Annotated in this window: 21 protein-coding genes; 14 read left to right on the forward strand and 7 right to left on the reverse strand. The window is 65.8% G+C overall.

Features of this window, described 5'->3' with window-relative positions; translation table 11 throughout:
* The first annotated feature begins 8 nt into the window (after positions 1–8).
* The 8 genes from H5V43_RS02720 (at position 9) to H5V43_RS02755 (ending at position 10,365) form a co-directional block, all read left to right on the forward strand.
* On the forward strand, positions 9–1,904 hold the full coding sequence (locus tag H5V43_RS02720; RefSeq protein WP_193666751.1) for an XrtA/PEP-CTERM system amidotransferase: 1,896 nt from the start codon (positions 9–11) through the stop codon (positions 1,902–1,904).
* Between the two features lie 180 nt (positions 1,905–2,084).
* Positions 2,085–3,374: a sugar transferase gene (locus H5V43_RS02725; RefSeq protein WP_373278240.1), complete on the forward strand. Its 1,290-nt coding sequence runs from the start codon at positions 2,085–2,087 to the stop codon at positions 3,372–3,374.
* Between the two features lie 12 nt (positions 3,375–3,386).
* On the forward strand, positions 3,387–4,523 hold the full coding sequence (locus H5V43_RS02730; RefSeq protein WP_244968650.1) for a glycosyltransferase family 2 protein: 1,137 nt from the start codon (positions 3,387–3,389) through the stop codon (positions 4,521–4,523).
* Positions 4,524–4,633: 110 nt separating this feature from the next.
* Entirely contained in the window at positions 4,634–5,386 is a 753-nt protein-coding gene (locus H5V43_RS02735) for a class I SAM-dependent methyltransferase (protein ID WP_025549655.1), read from the forward strand.
* Positions 5,387–5,388: 2 nt separating this feature from the next.
* Positions 5,389–6,741 carry a hypothetical protein gene (locus H5V43_RS02740; RefSeq protein WP_244968678.1) on the forward strand — a complete coding sequence of 451 codons (1,353 nt, stop codon included), beginning with the start codon at positions 5,389–5,391 and terminating at the stop codon, positions 6,739–6,741.
* Entirely contained in the window at positions 6,738–7,877 is a 1,140-nt protein-coding gene (locus H5V43_RS02745; RefSeq protein ID WP_025549656.1) for a glycosyltransferase family 4 protein, read from the forward strand. Before H5V43_RS02740 ends, H5V43_RS02745 begins: the two co-directional genes overlap by 4 nt.
* Positions 7,874–8,626, forward strand: a complete 753-nt coding sequence (locus H5V43_RS02750) for an FkbM family methyltransferase (protein ID WP_025549657.1) — start codon at positions 7,874–7,876, stop codon at positions 8,624–8,626. Before H5V43_RS02745 ends, H5V43_RS02750 begins: the two co-directional genes overlap by 4 nt.
* Positions 8,626–10,365, forward strand: coding sequence for an MFS transporter (locus tag H5V43_RS02755; RefSeq protein ID WP_140041518.1), 1,740 nt, complete (start codon positions 8,626–8,628; stop codon positions 10,363–10,365). The genes H5V43_RS02750 and H5V43_RS02755 overlap by 1 nt, the downstream gene beginning before the upstream one ends.
* Positions 10,366–10,456: 91 nt before the next feature.
* Here the strand turns inward: H5V43_RS02755 and H5V43_RS02760 are convergent, their stop codons facing one another.
* Positions 10,457–12,184: an amidohydrolase gene (locus H5V43_RS02760; RefSeq protein WP_052816714.1), complete on the reverse strand. Its 1,728-nt coding sequence runs from the start codon at positions 12,182–12,184 to the stop codon at positions 10,457–10,459.
* Between the two features lie 53 nt (positions 12,185–12,237).
* On the reverse strand, positions 12,238–13,107 hold the full coding sequence (locus H5V43_RS02765; RefSeq protein WP_025549659.1) for an NAD(P)-dependent oxidoreductase: 870 nt from the start codon (positions 13,105–13,107) through the stop codon (positions 12,238–12,240).
* A gap of 97 nt (positions 13,108–13,204) precedes the next feature.
* Between H5V43_RS02765 and H5V43_RS02770 the strand changes: the two genes are divergently transcribed.
* Positions 13,205–14,452: a threonine ammonia-lyase gene (locus H5V43_RS02770; protein ID WP_025549660.1), complete on the forward strand. Its 1,248-nt coding sequence runs from the start codon at positions 13,205–13,207 to the stop codon at positions 14,450–14,452.
* Between the two features lie 372 nt (positions 14,453–14,824).
* On the opposite strand, the gene wrbA is transcribed toward H5V43_RS02770, so the two are convergent.
* Both wrbA and H5V43_RS02780 read right to left on the reverse strand, forming a co-directional pair.
* Positions 14,825–15,424, reverse strand: a complete 600-nt coding sequence (gene wrbA / locus H5V43_RS02775) for an NAD(P)H:quinone oxidoreductase (protein WP_025549661.1) — start codon at positions 15,422–15,424, stop codon at positions 14,825–14,827.
* A 124-nt stretch (positions 15,425–15,548) separates the two neighbouring features.
* Positions 15,549–16,268, reverse strand: coding sequence for a pirin family protein (locus H5V43_RS02780; RefSeq protein WP_025549662.1), 720 nt, complete (start codon positions 16,266–16,268; stop codon positions 15,549–15,551).
* A gap of 107 nt (positions 16,269–16,375) precedes the next feature.
* On the opposite strand from H5V43_RS02780, the gene H5V43_RS02785 reads away from it, so the two are divergent.
* From H5V43_RS02785 to H5V43_RS02795, 3 genes are all read left to right on the forward strand, one after another.
* Positions 16,376–17,269, forward strand: a complete 894-nt coding sequence (locus H5V43_RS02785) for a LysR family transcriptional regulator (RefSeq protein ID WP_044661877.1) — start codon at positions 16,376–16,378, stop codon at positions 17,267–17,269.
* Between the two features lie 209 nt (positions 17,270–17,478).
* On the forward strand, positions 17,479–18,186 hold the full coding sequence (gene ctrA / locus H5V43_RS02790; RefSeq protein ID WP_025549663.1) for a response regulator transcription factor CtrA: 708 nt from the start codon (positions 17,479–17,481) through the stop codon (positions 18,184–18,186).
* 265 nt (positions 18,187–18,451) lie between these two features.
* Positions 18,452–19,212 (forward strand): IS5 family transposase gene (locus tag H5V43_RS02795; protein WP_099185988.1). Its coding sequence is split into 2 segments (ribosomal slippage): positions 18,452–18,776 and positions 18,776–19,212, totalling 762 coding nucleotides; the frame shifts between segments, so codons are not numbered across the junction.
* Between the two features lie 108 nt (positions 19,213–19,320).
* Here the strand turns inward: H5V43_RS02795 and H5V43_RS02800 are convergent.
* The 3 genes from H5V43_RS02800 to H5V43_RS02810 all read right to left on the reverse strand — a co-directional run bounded on the left by H5V43_RS02800 (position 19,321) and on the right by H5V43_RS02810 (position 22,124).
* Entirely contained in the window at positions 19,321–19,737 is a 417-nt protein-coding gene (locus H5V43_RS02800) for a hypothetical protein (RefSeq protein WP_193666752.1), read from the reverse strand.
* Between the two features lie 281 nt (positions 19,738–20,018).
* Positions 20,019–20,702 carry a hypothetical protein gene (locus tag H5V43_RS02805; protein WP_099185902.1) on the reverse strand — a complete coding sequence of 228 codons (684 nt, stop codon included), beginning with the start codon at positions 20,700–20,702 and terminating at the stop codon, positions 20,019–20,021.
* A gap of 99 nt (positions 20,703–20,801) precedes the next feature.
* Complete coding sequence (locus tag H5V43_RS02810; RefSeq protein WP_397586870.1) at positions 20,802–22,124, reverse strand: S8 family serine peptidase; 1,323 nt, start codon at positions 22,122–22,124, stop codon at positions 20,802–20,804.
* 91 nt (positions 22,125–22,215) lie between these two features.
* On the opposite strand from H5V43_RS02810, the gene H5V43_RS02815 reads away from it, so the two are divergent.
* Together H5V43_RS02815 and H5V43_RS02820 are read left to right on the forward strand one after the other, a co-directional pair.
* Positions 22,216–22,704 carry an RNA polymerase sigma factor gene (locus H5V43_RS02815; protein WP_044663090.1) on the forward strand — a complete coding sequence of 163 codons (489 nt, stop codon included), beginning with the start codon at positions 22,216–22,218 and terminating at the stop codon, positions 22,702–22,704.
* The gene (locus tag H5V43_RS02820) at positions 22,701–23,396 is read left to right on the forward strand and encodes an anti-sigma factor family protein (RefSeq protein WP_044661881.1); all 696 of its coding nucleotides are present in this window, start codon (positions 22,701–22,703) and stop codon (positions 23,394–23,396) included. The genes H5V43_RS02815 and H5V43_RS02820 overlap by 4 nt, the downstream gene beginning before the upstream one ends.
* The last annotated feature ends 92 nt before the right edge of the window (positions 23,397–23,488 follow it).

A 23,488-nucleotide genomic window follows, 5' to 3' on the forward strand; every position in this document is an offset into this window, starting at 1 on the left:
CCCTTCGAATGTGCGGAATTGCGGGCATTTTCCACCTTGAAACGGCCAAGCCGGTCGATCCGGCGCGGGTCGGGCTGATGCTGGACGCCATGCCGTGGCGCGGGCCGGACGACAGCGGCATCTGGACCGCGCCCGGCGTCGGGCTGGGCCATCTGCGCCTCTCGATCATCGATCTGGGCAGCGGCGCGCAGCCCATGCTGACGGAGGATGACAGCCTGGCCGTCGTCTTCAACGGCGAAATCTATAATTTCCGGGAAGTCCGCACGGAACTGGAGGCCAAGGGCCACGTCTTCCGCACGCATAGCGATACGGAGGTCATCCTGCACGGCTATCGCCAATGGGGCGAGGCCTGCGTAGACAAGTTCAACGGCATGTTCGCCTTTGCCCTGTTCGACGCGCGGGCGCAGGCGCTCTGGCTGGTGCGCGACCGGCTGGGGGTGAAGCCGCTCCATTATGCGCTGCTGTCCGACGGCAGCCTGATCTTCGGCTCGGAACTGAAGAGCCTGCTCGCCCATCCCCTTTTGCGGCGTGCGCCGGACCTGTCGGCGGTCGAGGATTATCTCGCTTACGGCTATGTGCCCGACGACGCCTGCCTGGTCGCGGGCGTGCGCAAGCTCGGCGCGGGCGAGACGCTGCGCATCGTGCGCGGGCGGCCCCTGCCGCAGCCGCAGCGCTATTGGGACGTCAGCTTCGCCGACCGCAGCAGGGCGAGGCCGGAGGCGCTGGAGGAGGAACTGGTCGCGCTGATGCGACAGGCGGTCCGATCCCGGATGGTGGCGGACGTGCCGCTGGGCGCCTTCCTGTCGGGTGGAGTGGACAGCAGCAGCGTCGTCGCGCTGATGGCGGAGGCGTCGAAACAGGCGGTCAAGACCTGCACCATCGGCTTCGACGTCAGGGAACTGGACGAGACCGCCTATGCCGACAGGGTGGCGCGGCGCTTCGCCACCGACCATCGCACCCGCATCGTATCGCCCGATGATTATGGGCTGATCGATACGCTGGCGCTCCATTTCGACGAACCCTTTGCCGATGCTTCCGCGCTGCCGACCTATCGGGTGTGCGAACTGGCGCGGGAGCAGGTGACGGTCGCGCTCTCCGGAGACGGCGCGGACGAGGCCTTTGCCGGCTATCGGCGGCATCGGTTCCAGATGCAGGGCGAAAGGCTGCGCTCGCTGATCCCGGCTTCGGTGCGGCAACCGCTGTTCGGGACTTTGGGCCGCTGGTATCCCAAGGCCGACTGGGCGCCCCGGCCCCTGCGCGCGAAATCGACCCTGCTCGAACTGGCGGGGGAGGGCGGGGAAGCCTATGCCGCATCGGTCGGCGTGACGCCCCATGCGCTGCGGCAGCGGATGTTCAGCCAGGACATGAAGACCCGGCTCGGCGCCTATCGGGCGGAAGATCGCTATATCAGGACCATGGCGGAGGCGCCCGCGCGCGATCCGCTGGACCGGGCGCAATATGCCGACATTCGCATATGGCTGCCGGGCGACATCCTGACCAAGACCGACCGGATGAGCATGGCGGTCAGCCTGGAGGCGCGGGAGCCCCTGCTCGACCACCGGCTGGTCGAGTTCGCCGCGCGGCTCCCCGTGGCGCAACGGATTCGCGGGAACAGCGGCAAATATCTGATGAAGAAGGCGATGGAGCCTTTCCTGCCGCAGGACATACTCTACCGCCCGAAAATGGGCTTCGTGACCCCGATCAGCGCCTGGTTCCGTGGACCGCTGGCGGGCGAGGCTACGGCGATCGCCGGAGGATCTGCATTGGCGAAGACCGGCTGGTTCGACGCGAAGATGCTGGGCAAGATCGCGGCGGACCACAAGGCCGGGCTGGCCGATCATGGGCGGCTGCTGTGGCAGTTGCTGATGCTCGACAAGGCTTTGGGAAGGTTGTTTGCGCTTTGATCCGGACGATGCACGCTCCTGCGAAGGCAGGAACCCGGCTCTGACCTCCATTCAAACTCTTGAAAGCTGCTCCGACCAGTGCCAACGGAGCGGACACGCCAAGCTGATCAGGGTCCATAAGTGACAGTCTCCAAGGAAATATTGCGGGTGCGCCTGTACCTGCTGTGTCTGCTGGGGGACATGGCGGGGCTTTTCCTGTCCTTTCTGCTCGCCAATTATCTGGTGCTGGGCGCATGGCTGGGCGAACCGGGCAAGCCGCACGGCATCGTCATGTTCGCGATGATCGCGCCGCTTTACGTGCTGCTCGGCGTGCAGGGGGGCGCCTATGGCATCCATATGCTGGAGGATCTGCGGCGCGGCATTTTCCGGGGGTTGATGGCGCTGGCGCAGGCGGCGATGCTGATGCTGCTGATCGTCTATCTGGGGAAGATCGCGGAACAGCTTTCGCGTCTGACCTTCATCGTCGGCCTGGGCATTTCGGCAGTTGGCGTGGCTGCCGTCCGACTCGCCATCGGGCGGCTCGGCGCGCATCTGCTGGGCGAGGTGCCGCATCTGACCGTGGTCATCATGGACGGCGTGACCATCGACACCGGCCCGCACATGCATGTGATCGAGGCTGGGGCAGCCGGCCTGCAGCCCAAGGGGCATGACGCGGACATGGCGGCGCGGCTCGCCGCCGCCGTGGGCATGGCGGAACGGGTGATCGTCGCCTGCCCGATGGAGCGGATGGACGACTGGTCGGTGGCGCTCAAGTCCCTGTCGGCGCGGGGCGAGATCGTCGTGCCGGAACTGCTGCGCTTCGCCCCGGCGCGGGTGGACGAGTTCGACGGTCAGCCGACGATCATCGTCGCGGGCGGGCCGTTCCAGTTCCGCGACCGCCTGATCAAGCGATTCTTCGACATCGTCGTCGCGACGGCGGCCACCATCGCGCTTTCCCCGGCGCTGATCGCGGCGGCGCTGGCGGTGAAGCTGACCAGTCCCGGCCCGATCATCTTCCGCCAGCCGCGCATCGGCCGCGACGCCCGGCCGTTCAACATCTATAAATTCCGTTCCATGCGGACGGAGGCGAGCGACCGGAAGGCCGACAAGCTGACGGCGCGCGATGACGATCGGGTGACGGCTGTGGGCCGTTTCCTGCGCAAGACCAGCATCGACGAGCTGCCGCAACTGTTCAACGTGCTGCGCGGCGACATGAGCATCGTCGGCCCGCGCCCCCATGCGGCCGCCGCAAAGGCCGGCGACCGCCTCTATTGGGAAGTGGACGAGCGCTATTGGGAGCGGCATTGCATCAAGCCGGGCATGACCGGACTGGCGCAGGTGCGCGGCCATCGCGGATCGACCGACCATCATCAGGACCTGATCGACCGGCTCCAGTCGGACCTGGAATATGTCACCAAATGGTCGATCTGGCGCGACCTGCGCATCATCGTCGCGACCATCGGCGTGCTGGTGCACCACAAGGCCTATTGAGGGATGGGCCTGTTGACGGACAGCATCGACCTGATCGCGGCCCTGGCGCTGCTGCTCTCGCTGGTGGCGGTGGCTTGGCCGTTTCTCTTCTACCCCCTGATCCTGCGCCTGCTGCCGACAAAGGCGGAGCAGCCGGCCGCTGGGCCGCCGCCATCCGCATCGCTGCTCTTCTGCGCTTATAATGAGGCAGCGGCGATGCCGGAAAAACTGGCCAATCTGGCGATGTTGAAGGCGCGCCATCCGGCGCTGGAAATACTGGCCTTCGACGACGGCTCGTCGGACGAGACGGCGGCGCTGATCGAAGCGCGGGGCGATCTGGTGACGCTGCTGCGCGGGCCGGGGCGCAGCGGCAAGGCGCATGGCATGAAGCTGCTGGCGGCGCGGGCGCAGGGCGATGTGCTGATCTTCACCGACGCCAATGTGATGCTGGACCCCGACGCCATCGACAATCTGCTGGCGCGCTATGCCGATCCGGACATCGGGGGCGTGCTGGGGTCCTTGCATTATATGGGCGACGGGGAAAGCGCCACAGCCTCGGTCGGGTCGCTCTACTGGCGGATCGAGGAACGGTTGAAGGACGAGGAATCGCGCACCGGCAATGTGCTGGGGGCCGACGGGTCGATCTTCTCCATCCGGCGGGCGCTCTATCCCGACTTTCCCGACAGCGTGCTGGACGATCTGACGGTGTCGATGGCGGTGGTCTTCGCCGGCAAGCGGCTGGTGAAGGCGAAGGACGTGATCGCCCGGGAGCGGCTGGTGACGGCGCGTGGCGACGAATATCGGCGCAAGGTCCGCATCGCCGCCCGCGCCTGGCATACGCACAGCCATTTGCGGCCGCAATTGCGACGGATGCGCGGGGTCGACAGGTTCAAATATGCCTCGCGCAAGATCGTGCGATGGTTCGGCGGTCTCTTCATACTGACGGGGATCGTCGCGGCGGGGACGCTGGCGATGCGGATTTCCCCGATGCTCTACATGGTTGGCGGGCTGACCGGAGTATTCATCCTGTGGCGCGGGCTGCGGTCCAGGGGCGGACCCTTCGCGGCGGCGGTGGACATCGTGCTCGCCTATTTCGCGACCTTGCAGGGCGTGGCCAAGGCGATGACGGGGCGAACCGTGACTATCTGGAACCCCGCCAAGTCGCGCTGATTCCCGCCTTTGCGGGATGTCGGGCCTGATGGGCCACGCACAACGGAATCGCTCGCCAAAGCGGCGGCATATTGTATAGGCCGGTGCCAACTGCTTTTTGGAGCCAAGGCGTGATCACTTTTCAGCGGGTGGCGAAAGCCGCCGGCAAGCATCTGACCCGGACAATGCTGGCCGTGCGCAAGGCCATGGGCGCGCGGGCGAACCGGGCCTGCCCGGCCTGTGGGCAGGCGGTGGTGGGGTTTTTCCGCTATGGCGACAATGCCGAATGGGGCTGTCCGAACTGCGGCGCTTCCCCGCGCGAACGGTTGATGAACCATCTGATCGCTGGCCATGTGCTGACCGTGCCGGAACAGGGCGCGGTGCTGCACATGGCGCCCAATGAAGGCAGCCTGGTGCGCCGCTTCTCCACTGTCGCCGACTATACCCCCGCCGATCTCGATCCCGGCCGCTACCATGTGCCGAACATGCGGCGCGTCGACCTGATGGCGCTCGATGCCAGCGACCGCTACGACCTTTTCTATGCCAGCCATGTGATGGAGCATGTGCCGGACGATCATGCCGTGCTGCGCAACATCCATCGCGCGCTGAAGCCCGGCGGCGAAGCCTGGCTGATCGTCCCATTATGGGACAGGCCGACCGAGGATGGCAGCTTCGACATGCCTCCGCGCGAACGCGAACGGCGTTTCGGCCAATGGGACCATGTGCGCCAATATGGCCCGGACTTTGCCGACCGCATCCGGGCCGCCGGCTTCGATCTGGAGGAGATCGACGCCAGCGCCATCGATGCCGATACCCGGCATTATTTTGCACTGGACGACAGGCTGTTCCGCGCGCGCAAGCCGCTCGCGACCGGCGCCCGGTGAGCATGCCGCCCGGCAGCGCGCTTGCCCGGATGGAGGGGTCGGCGCGCATCCTTGCCCTGATCAAGCTCGCCAATGTCGGGCTGACCCTGATCTGGGGCTTTGCCGTCACCTATGTGTTCGTGCGCGCCCTGCCGCTGCGCGAGTTCCAGTCCTTCCTGCTGCTGGTGGCGTTCGGCAATTTCACTATCTCCGCCGAGTTCGGCCTGACGAGTATCGTCTATGCGCGGCTGCGGCGGCATTGGTTGGGGAATGTGGGGTCGGGGAATTTGGGGCCGGGGAATTCAAGACCGGGCCAGGACGGGGCGGGCGGATTCCGGCTGGAGGAAATGGGCGTCCTGTTCCTGTTCCTTGGCCTGCTGATCGTCGGCGGCCTGGCGATCCTGTCGGTTTCACTGGCGGCGGGCGGATTGCGCACGGGCATGCCGCTGCTGTTCCTGCTCTTCTTCCTCTCCGCCTGTCTCAACCTGCCCGCGCTGCTCGCCAAAAGGGCGCTTGCGGCGGTGGACGGCAATTTCCTCTGGGAAGCGCTGGATTGCCTGCGCCGGGTGATGACCATCGCGCTGCTGCTGTTCATCCTGCAAGGGCTGGACCCGCGCGTCTCCGTCGCCCTGCAACTTTGCGTGAGTGCGGCGGTGATCGGCTATGCTATCGCCCTGGTGCATCGGCGCCTCGGCATGGAGGCGCGGCACTGGCTGTCCTTCAGGGTCGGTGGCGGCCATGTCAGGCGCCATTATCTGCGGGACATCGGCGCATCGGCTGCCTTCACCATTTCCGAAATCCTCGCCTATAACGTGCCCTATTTCACCATCGCCGCCGCGACCCATGACGCGCGGCCGATGTTGATCTTCGACTTTTTCTTCAAGATGTCCCGCTCGCTTTCCATGCTCGTCAGGGCGACTGTGGAGGCGGCCTTGCCCCGGATCACCCGCGCTTTTCATGCGGGCGACGGGGCAAGGCTGCGTCAGTTGATGGTGCGGGCGCTTGGCGCGGCGCTTTTCTTCGCGCTCGCCGCTTCGGCGGCCTTGCTGCTGCTGGGCGAATGGCTGTTCGCAAAGCTGTTCGACGGCCGCGCGGCGATCGACCGGATCGACCTGCTGCTGATCGGCGGGGCGCTGTTGGCGCTCGCCCTGATCTGCGTGTCCGTCTATGTGCAGGGCGCGCTGGGACGGTTCACGCTGCTGCTCGGCCGGTCCTTGCCCTTCCTCGCCGGTTCGCTGCTCAGCGTGCCGCTGGCCCGGATATTCGCGCCGGAGCGGTTCGACCTGCTGTTCCTGATCCTCTACACGCTGACCCTGTTCGCCGCCGCATTCATCCACGGCCTTTCCCTGCGCCAGTTGATGGGGAAGCGCGCATGAAGGTCGCGATGTGCGATCCGTCGCTCTTCACCGGCCGCTATGACGACAGCCTCTGCGCGGCGATGGCGGCAGAGGGCGTGGACGTCACCCTGCTCGGTCGACCGATGCGGGAGACGGATGCCATCGTGCCGCAGGGCTATCGCTATGAGCCGCGCTTCTTCCGCCGGAGCGAGACCCTGCGCCAGCGCATCGGCGAAGGTCGGGCCTTCCGCCTGCTCAAGGCCGCGGAATATGGTTTCAGCTGCGCGCTGGGCGACCTCGCCCCACTGGCCAGGGCCGATGTGGCGCACATGCAATGGCTGCCGCTTGCGCCCGCCGACCGGATCATGTTGCGGCGGTTGAAGGGCAGTACCGCGCTGGTCCATACCGTGCACAATGCCGATGCCTATCATGCCGACGCCGGGGTGCAGGGCAGGGGCTATCGCGGCCTGCTCGACATGTTCGACGCGCTGATCGTCCATGGCGGGACGACGCGGACCGCGCTGGAGCGGCAGGGCATCGATCCGAAACGCATCCATGTGACGCCGCATCCGCCGATGCGACTTGCGACGGCCGGGACGGAGGATCTGGCGCAGGTGCCCGACGCTGTCCTGCCGCGCCTGCTCTTCTTCGGCACGATCCGCCCCTATAAGGGCGTCGACCTGCTGCTGCAGGCCTGCCTGTCGCTCTGGCGCGCCGGGCATCGTTTCGAACTGGTGCTGGCGGGCAAGCCGTTCATGGACATCGCCCCGCTGCTCGACAGCGTCCATGCCGCCGGCTTTGGCGAGCGGCTGATCGCCGATCTCGCTTTCCTGACCGAACAACGGCTCGACGCCCATATGGCGAAGGCGGACATATTGGTCTTCCCCTATCGGCATATCGACAGCAGCGGCGCTTTCCTGTCGGCCCTGCACCATGGCAAGGCGATGGTCACGTCGGACGCGGGCATGTTCGCCGGCCTGCCGGAGGAAGTCGCCGTCAGGACCCCGGCGGGAAATGCACCCGCGCTTGCGCAAGCCCTCTTGCCCCTCGTAGAAAGCGCGGCCATCAGGCAGGCTTTGGGAGCGCGCGCGCGCACCTATGGAGATTCAATGGGCAATTGGAAGGACATGGCGCTGGCCACCATCGCCATCTACCGCAGCGTGACCGGGAAATGAGCCGCCATGTCCGGGAACTGCGCGACCGGGCGCTGGCGGTGCGGCTGGCGCTGGCGGGGCGGGTGCATCAATATCCGGAAATCCAGGCGCTGCGCCGTTTCCTGAGCGCCTTCGCGGTCGATTGCGTGTTCGATGTCGGCGCCAACCGGGGCCAATATGCGACGATGCTGCGCAAGGATGCGGGCTTCGACGGCACGATATTGTCCTTCGAGCCCAATCCGGACATCTTCTCCGAACTGGAACGGAATGCCTTGTCCGACCGTCAATGGCATGTGTTCAACATGGCCCTGTCGGATTTCGACGGCATGGCGAGCTTCAACATCATGGCGGCCGACCAGTTCAGTTCGCTGAAGACGCCGTCCGGAGAACAGGACGCGATCTTCGCCGAACGCAACAGGGTGACGCGCTCGGTCGACATGCAATGCCGCCGGTTGGAAAGCCTGCTGCCCGAACTGAAGCGCGCCCATGGCTTCACCCGACCCTTTCTCAAGATGGATACGCAGGGGCATGACCTGTCCGTCTGCGAAGGCGCAGGCGATGCGCTCCACGACATGGCGGGGGTGCAGACCGAACTCGGTGTCCGGCCGATCTATGAAGGCGGGACCGGCTATCGCGCGATGATCGACTGGCTGGCGGAGCATGGCTTCGTCCCCTCCGCCTTCTTCGCCAACAACAAGGGGCATTTCCCCCTGCTGGTCGAGATGGACGGCATTTTCGTCAATCGGGCTCTGCTGCCGCAGGAAGGCTGATGTTCAATCGGTTGCGCCCCATCAGTGCCACCCGTCTGCTCCTTGCGGGCGCGATCGGGCTGACGCTCTGGCTGGGCGCGACCTTCCTCTGGCATGTGACCTACAGGCAGGGCATCAGCCTGGCGGTCATCCTGTTCCTCGATCAGGATTTTCCGGCGCTTCTGGGCGCATTGCTGCTGCTGACGCTGGCCGCCCCCTTTGCGGAGGGTCTGGGCTGGCGCCTGCCTACGCCGCGCGCGCGCATAATGGTGCCGCTGGTGCTGCTGTTCGGCCTGATCGCCTGGGCGGGCCATTACTGGCTGTTCCAGGACTATTCCATCTCCCGCGACGAGGAGGTCGCCCGCTTCGCCGCCGCCTATATGCGGGAGGGTTTCCTGGCCCGCCCGATCCCGATGGAGTGGGAGGCCTATCGCCGGGCGATCATGCCCGAATTTTTCTCCCCCTTCGGCGCGGCGGATTATTGGACCGCGGCCTATCTGCCGGTGAACAGCGCGATCCAGGCGCTGTTCTGGCAATTGGGCGACCCGAATCTGGCCGGGCCGGTGCTGCTGATGGCGGGGCTGTTCGCGCTGTGGCGGGTGGCGCTGCACCTTTTCCCCGACAGGCCCGACGCGGTCTGGGTGACGATGCTGCTTGGCCTGTCTTCGGCACAGCTCTGGGTCACGGCGATGACGCCCTACGCCATGACCGGGCATTTCGCGCTCAACATGATCTGGCTGGCGCTGGTGCTGCGCGGCGGGCTGATCGGGCATCTGAGCGCCGGGGTGGTCGCGCTGGCGGCGGCGGGGCTGCACCAGTGGCATTTCCCGCCGATCTTCATCGCGCCCTTCATTCTCTGGATGCTGCTTGGGAAACGGTGGAAGGTCGCGATCTTCCACATCCTCGTGCTGGCTGCCATCGTCATAGTCTGGGCGAAGCTATGGCCGGCCTTCCTGACGCATGTGCTGGGGCAGCCGACCGACGTGCGTCCTTCCGCAGGCGTGGCGGACAAGGTGGGCAGCCTGTTCGAGCGGTTGGGTGACCGCTGGCAGCCGCTGGTGAATCTCAGCCGCTTTGCCGCCTGGAACAATATATTGATGGTGCCGCTGGCGACGCTGGGCGTCTTCGCGATGCGCTGGCGCAAGGCGATCCGGGGGCAGGAGATCGCGCTGCCGCTGGCGCTGGGCTGCTTCGCCGGATGCGCCCTCGCCCTGGCGCAGGGCTATGGCTGGGGCTATCGCTACGCCCATGGCTTCATCGGGCCTTTCTGCCTGCTGGCGGGCCTTGGCTGGGCGCGCTTCCGGACCGGCGCCATGCGCCCCATGTTCCTGGGCGCGGCCATAACATTGCTCAGCAGCGCCTTTCTCGTGTGGCGGACGCATGGCTTCGTCGCGCCTTATGCCGCAAGCCACAGGATGATCGACGCTTCCAGGGCCGATGTCGTGCTGGTCGACCCGCGCGGCGGGCTTTACGTGACGGACCTGGTGCGGGGACGCAACGGCGTGCCGGGCAAGCCGATGGTGATGAACCTCGGCATGCTGACGCTCGAGCAGGTGGACAATCTCTGCAGGAATTATGTGGTGGAGCTGTTCGACCGCGCGGAGTTCCGGCCCCTTGGCGTACCGCTGGCGCGATGGAATCTGGGGCGCATGGACGCGCTGCGGGCGCATATGAAGGAAGAGGGCTGCGACAAGCCGGTCCAGCCGCCGCTGCCGGAGACGGAGGAAGAAGCGTTCAACGCGGCGGGGGCTGTGCTTTGATCCTGTCGTCGTCCCAGCATTGAACGGCCAGCATCGAGCGGCCGGCATTGAACGGCCGGCATTGAACGGGATGACGCCATGTTGGTCGCCGCTATTGCCCCTTCACATAGACCCGCTTGCCGCCGATCCATGTCTCCAGCACTTGCGTCCCGCGAATCTCGACCGGGCTTGACGTGGAAATATCCCGGTCGATCAGCAGGAAATCCGCCCGCTGCCCCGGCGCCAGACTGCCGAAGCGCTTTTCCGCGAAGCCCGCATAGGCTGCCGTCCTGGTGAAACCGTCCAGCGCCGCCTCGAAGCTTACCCGCTGTTCTGGCATCCATCCGCCCGCCGGCTGCCCCGATGCATCTTCCCGCGTCATGGCGGCGGCGATGCCGGGGAAGGGATTGGGGCTTTCCACCGGCACGTCCGACCCGAAGGCCAGCGGCACGCGATTGTCCAGCATCGCCTTCCACGCATAGGCGCCCTTCAGCCGCGCCTCGCCCAGCCGCGCCGTGGCCATGCGCCAGTCGGAGGTCTGATGCACCGGTTGCATCGACGCGACGATGCCATATTGCCCGAAGCGCGGCAGTTCCGCCGGATCGACGATCTGCGCATGCTCGATGCGCCAGCGCCGGTCGCCCTTGTAGGTTTCGCTGAGTTCCTGCACCGCATCCAGCACTTCGCTGTTCGCCGCGTCGCCGATGGCGTGGACCGCGATCTGGAAATTGTCCATCGCCGCCCGGCTCATGATGTTGCGAAGCTGGGTGGACGGGATCATCGCCAGACCGCGCTGCCCCGGCGCGTCGGCATAGTCCGCCTTCAGCCAGGCCCCCCGCGATCCAAGCGCGCCATCCAGGATCAGCTTGACCCCGCCCATGCGCAGATGATCGTCATAGAGCCAGGGCGTCGGCTCAGGCCCGGCGATCACCACCATATTCTCAAGGCCATAGGCATAGGACATGATCCGCACCCGCAGCGCGCCGCGGTCCGCCGAACGGCGAAAGGCCTGCCAGTCGTCGATGCTGGTGCCCATGTCGGCAATGCCGGTAATGCCTTGCCGCAGCAGCGCCTGCTGCGCCTTCTCCAGCGCGATGTCGCGATCCTTGGGCGCCGGCGGGGGCACGACGCGCGTGATCAGATCCATCGCCTTGTCGACGAACACGCCCGCAGGCTTTCCCGCCGCCATTTCGATCCGGCCGCCGGGTGGCGCCTTGGTCGCCGCGGTGACGGCCGCCGCCTTGATCGCCAGCGAATTGGCCCAGCCCGCATGGCCGTCGACCCGTTCCAGCCAGACCGGAACGTCGCTGACCGCAGCATCCAGCTCAGCCGCCGTCGGAAAACGGCCCAGGCCCCAAAGCTCCTGATTCCAGCCCTTGCCGATGATCCATTTCCGGCCCGTATTGGCGGCGGCATAGGCCCTGATCTTCGCCTGCGCCTCCGCCAGCGATTTGGTTTCCGAAAGGTCCAGCGTGATCAGCGACAGGCCATAGCCCATCACATGCCCATGGGCGTCGATCAGCCCGGGGATCAGCGTCTTGCCGCCGGCGTCCAGCTTGAAGTCGGGGCGGCTGGGCTGTGCCTGCTCCGGCTCGTTCTTCTTCCGCTTCCGGGGGCGCGGCTGCTCCGGCTCCCGATAGCGGTCGGGCAGCAGCTTATCCACCTTGCCCTCATCGTCGATGGTGAGCGCCCGGAAACGCACCACGCGGCCATTGGCATCCAGCGCGATGCCGTTCACATTGTCGATGATGCCCGAAGCCAGCGCAGGGACGGGCAGCGTCAGGGCAAGGGCGACGGCAATCCTGCGTCCGTTCGCGCGGAGCTTGCCGCCGCGGCGCATTGTCCTTGGGTCAAGCCCGGGGCGGACGGCGCTGCTGGTCATGCCGGCCTTGTTCATGCCCGCGTGATCCGCCGAACGAGCGCGCTGGTGTCCTGCCGGTGGCCCCCCATGGCCTGCACATCGGCATAGAATTGATCGATCAACGCCGTCACCGGCAGCGTGGCGCCATTGGCCCGCGCTTCCTCCAGCGCCAGCCCCAGATCCTTGCGCATCCAATCCACCGCAAAGCCGAAATCGAAACTGTCCGCCGCCATCGTCTTCCAATGCTTGTCCATCTGCCAGCTTTGCGCCGCGCCGCCGGAAATCGCCTCGAACAATGTGTCGAGGTCCAGTTCAGCCGCCTGCGCGAAACGCAGCGCTTCGGCCAGGCCCTGCACAACGCCCGCGATGCAGATCTGGTTCACCATCTTGGCGGTCTGCCCCGCGCCTGCCTTCCCGACATGGACGATGCGCGGCGCATAGGCCTGCATCACGATCCGGGCGGCTGCCACCGCGGGCTCGCTGCCCCCGCACATGACTGCAAGGCTGCCCTTTTCCGCCCCGGCCTGACCGCCGGTCACCGGCGCGTCGACGCAATGCAGCCCCCGGCTCTCGCCCTCCACGAACAATTGCCGCGCGATCCGCGCCGACACCGTCGTATGGTCGATGAACAGGCCGCCCGGCTTCATCGAGCGAAAGGCGCCGTCGCGGCCCAGGGTGATCTGGCTCAGATCGTCGTCGGTGCCGACGCAACTGATGACGATCTCCGCATCCTCCGCGGCCTTGGCCGGGTTGATCGCGACCGCGCCGCCATAGGCCTCCGCCCAACGCTTCGCCTTGCCGATGGAACGGTTGTAGACGGTCAGCTCATGCCCCGCCTTCGCCAGATGCCCCGCAATCGGGCCGCCCATGACGCCCAGGCCGATAAACGCGATTTTAGCCATATGCCTCGATCAGTTGGATGCGCGCCCGCAAGCCATAGGCAGAGTTTTCGGTCAGTGCCAGTTCCTTCCGAAGCAATTTTAAGCTAGGTGGCGCGCCATGAACACGCTGAGCAAGATAGAGAGCGCCGTGCCGCTGCCCATTTCCGTCGACGACATCCTCGCGGCGCGGGTGCGAATTTCCGGCTCCGTCGTGCATACGCCGACGCTGGTCAGCCAGACGCTGTCGGCCATGTTCGGCTGCAAAGTGTATCTGAAGTTCGAAAATCTCCAGTTCACCGCCGCCTATAAGGAACGCGGCGCGCTCAATCGCCTGCTCCAGCTGGATGAGGAGGCGAAGCGGAAGGGCGTGATCGGGGCTTCCGCGGGCAATCACGCGCAGGGCCTGGCCTATCACGGCAAGCGGCTGGGCGTGCCGGTCACCATCGTCATGCCCAACACCACGCCCACGGTAAAGGTCACGCAGACACAGGGTCATGGCGCCACGGTCGTCCAGTTCGGCGAGAAGTTCGACGATGCCTACGCCCATGCGCGGCTGCTGGAGGTCGAGCAGGGCCTGACCTTCGTCCATCCCTTCGACGAACCCGACATCATGGCGGGGCAGGGCACGGTGGCGCTGGAAATGCTGGAGGACGCGCCGGAGATCGACACGCTGATCGTGCCCATCGGCGGCGGCGGCCTGTTTTCGGGGGTGGCGACGGCAGCCAAGGCGATGAAGCCCGACATCCAGGTCTATGGTGTGCAGGCGGAGCTTTATCCGTCGATGTACGACTATATCAAGGGCGCCAACCTGCCCTGTGACGGCGATACGCTGGCGGAGGGCATTGCCGTCAGGGAACCGGGCGAACTCACCCGCCGCTTCGTCGAGCGGCTGGCGGACGATGTGCTGCTGGTCAGCGAGCGCCATCTGGAGGAAGCGGTGAGCCTGCTGCTCCAGATCGAGAAGACGGTGGTGGAGGGTGCGGGCGCCGCCGGCCTCGCGGCGCTGCTGACGCACAAGGAACTGTTCGCCGGGCGCAGCGTCGGGCTGATCCTGACCGGCGGCAATATCGATACGCGGCTGCTGGCCAATGTGCTGCTGCGCGACCTGGCGCGCTCGGGCCGGCTGGCGCGGCTGCGCATCATCCTGCAGGACCGGCCGGGCGCGCTGTTCCATGTGGCGCGGATCTTCGACCAGGAAGCGGTCAACATCCTCGAACTGTCGCACCAGCGGATCTTCACCAATCTGCCTGCCAAGGGCCTCAGCCTCGACGTGGAATGCGAGACGCGGGACGGCGCCCATCTGGAACGCCTGATCGCCGCCCTGCGGGCAGTGGGCTATGAGGTCGCGCCGATCGAGGTCGCCTAGCCTGATTAGAAGACTGAACGAGCAGAAGGGTGGAAAGCGGACACCCGTTTTATCCCTCTCCCTTGAGGGAGAGGGCTGCGCAGACTTGGCAGCCTGCTGCCTTAGTCGTAGTTGGGTGAGGGAGGTGCGATCCAACGGATCGCACGGCCCGCAGGCCCGCTCCCCCTCGTCCAGATCAGCCTGAACTCCTTCGCCGCCAGGGCTTCCCGTCCTTCTCAAGGGAGAAGGAAGGTCTTGCACTGGCCACTTCCCGCAAAACCCGACAATAAAGGGAGCCGGCGCGCAGTCCCATGCGCCGGCCCCCCATTTGCGTTGATGCCTTGCGACCCAAGGCTCTCAACGACTGCACCGTACAGACGGCGCAGCGATGCGTTATCCGTGCAGTTTCAGTGCCGTTTCCGCAACGCGCCGGCCCTGATAGCGTGCGCCCGCCAGTTCTTCCTCGCCGGGCTGGCGGCTGCCGTCGCTATCCGCCAGCGTGGTGGCGCCATAGGGTGATCCGCCGCGGACCTTGTCGACGCCCATCTGCCCGGCAAAGCCATAGTCCAGGCCGACGATCACCAGACCGAAATGCAACAGGTTGGTGATGATCGAGAACAGGGTGGTCTCCTGCCCGCCATGCTGGCTGGCCGTCGAGGTGAAAGCACCGCCCACCTTGCCGTTCAGCGCGCCGCGCGCCCAGAGGCCGCCTGCCTGGTCGAGGAAGGCCGCCATCTGGCTCGACATGCGGCCGAAACGGGTGCCGGTGCCGATGATGATCGCATCATAATCCGCCAACTCCGCGACAGTGGCGACCGGCGCTTCCTGATCGAGCTTGAAATGAGCGGCTTGCGCCACTTCCAGCGGCGCCGTCTCCGGCACGCGCTTGATGTCGACCTGCGCGCCGGCAGCTGCCGCGCCTTCCGCCACGGCCTTCGCCATCGTCTCGATGTGGCCGTAGGAGGAGTAGTAGAGAACCAGAACCTTTGCCATGAGTATCTCCATTTCGTCTAATGCATTGATCGTAAAAAGGTTTCGAAAAAATCGGCCGCCCGCGCAGAGGGAGGGGGAGAAGCGCGGGCGGCCTTTCGGCCCGTCCGGGGGAAGGGGACGGACCTTATTCGCTGTCCACCAGGACGATTTCGGCGTCCTCGATCGCCTTGATGGTGATGGGCGCGCCGCCGATGATCGCAGCGCCGTCACGCGCCTCGAAGATCTGGCCGTCGATCTCGATCCGCCCGGTCGCCGGAACCAGATAGAGATGACGTCCTTCGGCACTGTCGTAGGTCACGCTTTCGCCCGCCCTGACGGTGCCGCCCAGCAGACGGGCGTCGGCGCGGATGCGCAGCGCTTCCACATCCTCGGCATGGCCGCTTGCCAGGACCACCAGCTTGCCGGACCGGTCGCCCTTCGGAAAGGGCTTGGCGCCCCAGCTCGGCTGGCCGCCGCGACAGCGGGGCGTGACCCAGATCTGAAAGAGCGTCGTCGTCTCTTCTTCCAGATTATATTCGGCATGGCGGATGCCGGTGCCCGCGCTCATCACCTGAACGTCGCCGGCCTCGGTCCGGCCCCTGTTCCCCAGGCTGTCCTGATGGGTGATCGCGCCCTTGCGGACATAGGTGATGATCTCCATGTCCGCATGCGGATGCGGCGGAAAGCCGGAGCGGGGGCCGATTTCATCATCGTTCCAGACCCGGATCGCGCCCCAGTTCATGCGGGCGGGATCATGATAGTCCGCAAAGGAAAAATGGTGCCGCGCGTTCAGCCAGCCATGGTCGGCATGACCGAGGGACGCGAAGGGGCGGCGTTCGATGCGGCTCCCGACTGTCGTGCTCATATTCAGGCCTTTCGATTGCGATGCCGGAAGGTTCCGGCTTGCTTTCCGTCAATCTAGCGATCAGGATCGTTTCTTGAATAAGCAGCATTGAAACGGATTGTTTCCTTATGCGTCTTCCCGATTTCGAGGCATGGGCGATGTTCGCCGCCGTGGTCGAGCATCGCAGCTTCACCGACGCGGCCAAGGCGCTGAGCGTTTCCAAGGCCACCGTGTCCAAGGCGGTGACGCGGCTGGAGCAGCATCTGGATACCAGCCTGTTCAGCCGCACCAGCCGCCGTCTGGCCCTTACCGAAAGCGGCAAGCGGCTGGCCGAGCATGCGGCGCGCATCCTGTCGGAAGGGCAGGCGGCGGAGGAAGCGGCGAGGGACGAAACGGCCGAACTTTCCGGCACGGTCCGGCTGGGCGCGCCGATGACCTTCGGCCTGCTTCGCGTCGCGCCGCTGGTCGCCGAATTCACGAAGCAGAACCCGCAGGTGGACATCGACCTCCACCTGTCCGATGCGCGCATCGATCTGGTGGAAATGGGCCTGGATGCGACCATCCGCATTGCCGACATGCCGGACAGCTCGCTCCGCGCCCGTCGCCTGGCCGACGTCAAGCTGCATGTCGTGGCGTCGCCCGCCTATCTGGCGGAAAGGGGACGCCCCACCCATCCGTCCGACCTCGGCAGCCATGATTGCCTCTGCTATTCCAATACGCCGACGCCCGACGTCTGGCGCTTTTCCGGCCCCGGCCAGCAGAATGTCGTGGTGCAGGTGCGCGCCCGGCTGACGGTCAACAGCGGAGAGGCGATGCTGCCCGCGCTGCGTACCGGCGTCGGCATTGCCCGGCTGCCCGATTTCATTGTCGGGGACGCGCTTGCATCGGGCGAACTGGAGGAGATTCTGGTCGACTGGCGGCCGCCGCCATTCGGCATCCACCTGGTCACGCCGCCATCGCGTCTGCGGCCGGCCCGGGTGGACGCCGTGCTCGATTTCCTTACCCGCCATCATGGCTGTTGAGGACTCGTTCCACAGGTGAATCCATCTTGACTCCATCTGAATCATTTCGCCTGCAAAATGTCGAAAACAGATTCAAAATCCCACGACTCGCGGATTCCTGCCGGTTAGCGAAAAATTAACCTTTGTCCTTCAGAAGTTTTTTGGTTAATGAATTGGAGCGGCCGTCGTTCTCTGGGGGTGAACGGGACTGCTACGCAAAGGGGCTTCACATGCGCGTGCTGCTAATCGAAGACGAACCGACAACCGCGAAGGCTATCGAGCTGATGCTCACGACGGAGGGGTTCAACGTCTATACGACCGACCTTGGCGAAGAGGGTCTCGACCTCGGCAAGCTCTACGACTACGACATCATCTGCCTGGACCTGAACCTGCCGGACATGCATGGCTATGACGTGCTCAAGAAGCTCCGCGCGGCGAAGGTGCAGACGCCGGTGCTGATCCTGTCCGGCGTGGCGGAAATGGACAGCAAGGTCCGCTCCTTCGGCTTCGGCGCCGACGATTATGTGACCAAGCCGTTCCACCGAGAGGAACTGATCGCCCGCATCCATGCGGTCGTGCGCCGGTCCAAGGGCCATTCGCAGTCGGTCATCCGCACTGGAAAGCTGGCGGTCAACCTGGACGCCAAGACCGTGGAGGTGGACGGCAACCGCGTCCACCTGACCGGCAAGGAATATGCGATGCTGGAGCTGCTTTCGCTCCGCAAGGGCACGACGCTGACCAAGGAAATGTTCCTGAACCACCTTTATGGCGGCATGGACGAGCCCGAACTCAAGATCATCGATGTCTTCATCTGCAAGCTGCGCAAGAAGCTGGCGCTGGCCTGCGGCGGGGAGAATTACATCGAAACCGTCTGGGGCCGCGGCTATGTGCTGCGCGATCCGGACGAGGCGGAGGAATTCGCGACCAAAGTCGCCTGATCCGAGCCATTGCGACAGGAAGAAAAGGCTGGCGATCCCGACAGGATCGGCGGCCTTTTTCATTGTTGCGCCTCTACGGGACGGGCTCCTGGAGCGTTTCCCAGGCAGATGGAATCATCTGCTGACTCGGAAAACGCGACAAAACAAAAACTTAGAGCAGTCGAGCCGATGCAATCGGATCGGAATCCGCTCTAGGCCGTAGTGACATTTTAGGGATTCACGACGGTTTGGATTTGTGATTCAAGGCTGGCTTTTGGAGGCTGGCGTGGAAGGCGAAGTGCTGCGGGATGATCAGTGGGAGCGGCTGCGGGAGTTCGTTCCGGGCGGGCGCAAGGGCAAGCGTGGTCCTCGCAGTGACGGACGGTTGTTTCTTGACGCCTTGCTCTGGCTGGCGCGTTCAGGAGGACGCTGGCGCGATCTACCCGAGAAGTTCGGTCCCTATCAGACCGCTAAACGGCGTTATTATCGCTGGGTTGAGCAAGGCGTGATCGACCGGATCTTCGAGGCTGTGTCGGATGATCCCGACATCGAATGGCTGGCGATCGATGCGACCGTGATCCGCGCCCAGGCCCAGGCGGCTGGGGCTCGGGTAAAAAGGGGGGCGCTCAAGCCCAGGCTCTCGGGCGCTCGCGAGGCGGGTTCGGCACCAAGATCCATGCCGTAGTCGATGCCTTGGGCTTGCCGATCCGCTTCATCCTCGGCCCCGGACAGCAAAACGACATGGCGCCCGCCTGCGATCTGATCCGCGGCATCCCGGCTGGCAAGGTGCTGGCTGATCGTGCCTATGACGCCGACAGTTTGCACGATCTCATCTACGAGCAAGGCGGCGAGCCGGTCATCCCACCTCGCCGCCATCGCAAATATCAGCACCACTATGATCGCATCGCCTACAAACAGCGTTGGGGCATCGAGGGCTTCTTCGCCAAGCTCAAGCAGTGGCGCCGTATCGCAACACGCTATGACAAACTCGCCGCAAACTTCCTCGGCTTCGTCAAACTCGCCAGCATCATGCTATGGCTCAAATGATTAAATCGTCACTACTGCCTAGAAACGCCGCTCAATGCTTTCGGGCAAATGAACGTCGCGCAATCCAAACGGCCGAATGCCGATCGTCTGCTCAGGGCAGAAGCGAAATCACCGCCATTTATTGTTGGTGTCCGGCCCCTGTAACCGCGTCCGGAATCCGGGCCGCTTCGTCTCCGCCGATGGCCGGAACGCCTCGGGCACCTGATACCCCTCAGCCGGGCGATCGGCGGGGGCGCGACTTTTCACCACCTCCGGATTGATCTGCGCCTCCAGATGCACGCCGAAGCTCTGTCCCTTCCGCCATGCGATCTTTCCCTGCGCCGGTCGGCAGTCGGGCAGGAGGATGACGACGCTTTCCCCCACGGCAAGGTCGAACTCGCACCGCCCGCCAAGACCCATTTCCGACACGTCGCGAACGAGGATGTCGATCTCGCCATAATCCGGATGACGCATGCGCGCCTTCAGCAGCCGACGCTGGCGGTCATGCAGCCGCTTGGAGGCGAAATCGGAATCCGAAACGGACATTCAGTCCCGTATCTCTTCAATATCTGGTGCCGCGACGCACCTATGGCGACCCTTGGCTCCATTCGGCACTGCCGGCCGGACCCATATGAAATGACGGTGTAGACATTCAGGCGCGCCATGAAAAGCGCCATCATCTTAAACCATTTATATCAAAGGCTTTTAGCGTTTCCTTCAGAAAGAGGGAAGGCCGGCGGCCCGATGAGGGTCGCCGGCCTTCGATCAGGCGGTGAGGCGGCAATGCGGCTGAAAGCCGGTCGGGGATATGTCGCCTCCGGGCGAGGTCAGTTGGCCGCCTGATCCGAAGCGGCCGAGCTGGCCGAACCCGAAGCCTGTCCGCTGCCCGAAAGCTGTCCGGAAGCATCCACGGACCCCAGGCCGCTCGCGCCGTTCGCCGCACCGTTGGCCGCGCCCGCGGCGCTGCCGGCGGCATTGCCTGCTGCCGAACGAGTCCGGTTCACGGCGTTGGCGGCGCGGTCCCGCGCTGCTCCTGCGGTGGCGCTGGCGCGGTCCTTGGTTTCGGCGACGGTTCCAGCGGCCCGGTCCCGCGCCGCGCCGGCCGTGTTGCCGGCCTGGTCGCGCAGGCCGCCCACGGCATTGCGCACATCGCCCGTCCCCAGCGTGTCGGCCGTCAGGCTGCCGCCTGCCGATCCGCTGGCGGAGCCCGAAGCGCTGCCGCTGCGGCTCTTGCCATGGCGGCTGACCGATCCGGAGGCGGAACCGCTGCCGCTGCCATGGCCCGAACCGCTGGCGCCGACACGGCCATTCTCCAGGTCGATGCTGCGGTCGAGGCCGACGCCGCCCGATCCGCCGAGCGTGCCGCCCAACGATCCGCCCGCGCCACCCAGCGCGCCGCCCAGGCCACCGCCCAGCATGCCGCCGCCACCGCCGCCCAGCAACTGGGCAGAGGCGGGCGCGGCCGTCAGGGCGGCAAGAGCGGCGGTTGCAATCAGGAACTTGACTTTCATCGATCGTCTCCTTGTTCGTTGTCGATCCGATGACAGGACAACGGGACGGCGATCCGGTTTAATCCCAAAGTGCCGGAAAAAATTTCAAGCCATTGAAAATCAATCATTATTTCTGCAATTGCCGCAAATGATGCTGAGGCCGGAGCCTCGCTTCGCCTCCGCCCGCAGGGCCGCCACGCTGCCCTTGGCGAACAGCCGTCCCGCCACCAGCGGCGCAGCGAAGGATGTACCGCGGACCTTACCCTTGCCGCCGTCGGCCCGGGCCGCATTCATGTCCGCCCCCGGTGCGGCGAAATCCACATGACGGGCTCGCCCCGCCTCGGGCAGGACGCGGCCCCGCCCGTCAATGCCGGTGACGGCGATCACCCCGGCATAGGAGGCCGGATAGGCGGGCGGCGCGGCCGGCCCGTCATTGCCGACCGCCGCGACCACGGACACGCCACGTTCCCGCGCCAGACGGATGGCGCCGGCCAGCAGGGGATTGTCCGGGCCCACCAGGCTCACCGTCACGACATCGGCCCCGCGCGCCGCCATCCAGCCAAGCGCCCGCGCCATTGCGAAGGCGCTGCCGCCCGCCGGGTCGTCGCCATAGACATCGGCCACCAGCAAGGGCGCGCCGGGCGCTGCGCCCCTTATGCTGCCCGTCCCGCTGATGAGGGAGGCGACCGCCGTCCCGTGCGCGCTGGCGCGGGGAGCCCCTCGGGCGAAACCCCGCTGTTCGACCGGGCCGGTCAGGCTGGGGTGCCGGGCCACCCCGCCGTCGATCAGCCCCGCCGCCTTGCCCCGCACCGACGCGTTTTCCGCAAGCGCGGCGGCGGCAAGACCCATGGAAGCGCCGCTGGGGAAATAGAGATTGTCGGCACTGGCCTGCGCTTCCGGGGCGAGGGATCGCACCTGCTTCAACGCACGCGACAGGCTGCGGCCCTGCGGCACGGTCAGGCGGGTCACGGCAAGGTCCAGCCCCTCTATGGCGGCATCTTCCACGCCATAGCCGGCGGAACGCAGCGCGGCGACGCTTTCCGGCCGCGCCCCGGTCAGCAATATGACGCCGCGCCGCGCCGGTTCGCGCCGGTCGTCCAGTTCCACCGAATCGGCATGCCGCCACACCAGATCGTCGATCCGCGCTGCCCGCGCCGCCAACAGCCGGTCGGCCAGCCGGGCAGGCGACAGCCGGTCAAGCCCGGCCTGATCCAGCGTTCCTTCCACCCGATCCATCACATGCGGCACGATGCCGCCTGCCTGGCCGCTCACCTGACCCAGGGCGCTGCCCGGCGAAGGCAGCAACTGCGCCTGCGCGCCCGGTGCGGTCAGAAGCAGGCCGGCAACGATCCATCGACGCGCGAATTTCATCTCGACCTCTCCACCGCCGGCACTTCCACCATCAGACTGCCTTCCGGTCCTTTCGCTCTCAAAATGATTCATTGCGAAAAAATTTCCGATACAAGATTCATGCTCAGGGATGAAACGTGCGGCGGCAGCCGTTTCATCCTTCAGGAAGCTGAATGGAGACCGGATGTCGTTCGAAAGCGATCTGTTGGCGATCCTGCCCCGGCTGCGGCGCTTCGCCGCCAGCCTGTCGCGGGATCGCGCCGATGCGGACGATCTCTGCCAGGCGGCGTTGGAAAAGGCGCTCCGGGCACGCGATCAATGGCAGCCGGGGACGAGACTGGATAGCTGGATGTATCGGATCATGCGCAATCTGTGGATCGACGAGGGCCGCTCCCGGCAGCGCGCCGCCCGCACCTTCGCGCCGGAGGAGGCGGGCGAGCATGTCGGCCATGCGGGCGACCGCGATGTGGAGGCGCATGTCATGCTGTCCGATGTCGACCGCGCGATGCAAAGCCTGCCCGACGAGCAGCGGGAGGCTATCGCGCTCGTGCTGGTGGAGGGGCTGTCCTACCGGGAGGCGGCGGAGGTGCTGGACATTCCAATGGGCACGCTGACCTCGCGGCTGGTGCGCGGGCGCGGCGCTTTGATCGAACTGCTGGGGGAAGCGGCATGACGGACATGGACGAAGCCATGCTGATCGCCTTTGTCGACGGCGAATTGGACGAGGTGAACCGGCGGCGCGTCGAACGTGCCGTGGCGGAAGACCCGGCGCTGGCCGCGCGGCTCGACATGCATGTTCGCCTGCGGGAGCGGTTGGCCGGCCATTATGCGCCCATCGAAGCCGAGCCTGTGCCGGCCGCGATGCGGACCTTGTTGCAGGAGGATGCGAAGGTCGTCCCGTTCGCCCGTCCGGTCCAGGCGCGTCGGCGCGTCTGGGCCATGGGCGGCGCCATCGCCGCGAGCCTGCTGCTGGGGCTTGGCGTCGGGCATTTTTCCGGCGGGAGCGACGGTCCGATTTCAATAGAGCGGGGCACGATGGTCGCACAGGGCGAGTTGGCGTCGGCGCTCGAAACCCAGCTCGCTTCCGCGCAGGAGGAAGCGCCGATCCGCATCGGCCTCAGCTTCCGGCGCAAGGGCGGCGGATGGTGCCGCAGCTTCGAAGGGCAGGCCCTGTCGGGCGTCGCCTGCCGCGAGGGGCAAGGCTGGCAGGTGCAGCAGCTCGTGCCGGGCGCGGGACGGGAAGGGGCCTATCGGCAGGCATCCTCGGGCGATGCGCGTCTTATGGCGACTGTCGATGCCTTGATGGACGGCTCCCCCCTCGATGCCGCGCAGGAGAAGGCGGCGAAGGACAGGCGGTGGCAATAGGATAGCGGCTGAAGGAAGGGCGGTATCGGACACCCGCTTTATCCCTCTCCCTTAAGGGAGAGGGCTGCGCAGACTTGGCAGCTTGCTGCCTA

The sequence above is a fragment of the Sphingobium fuliginis genome, from assembly GCF_015074805.1.
Lineage (GTDB): Bacteria > Pseudomonadota > Alphaproteobacteria > Sphingomonadales > Sphingomonadaceae > Sphingobium > Sphingobium fuliginis.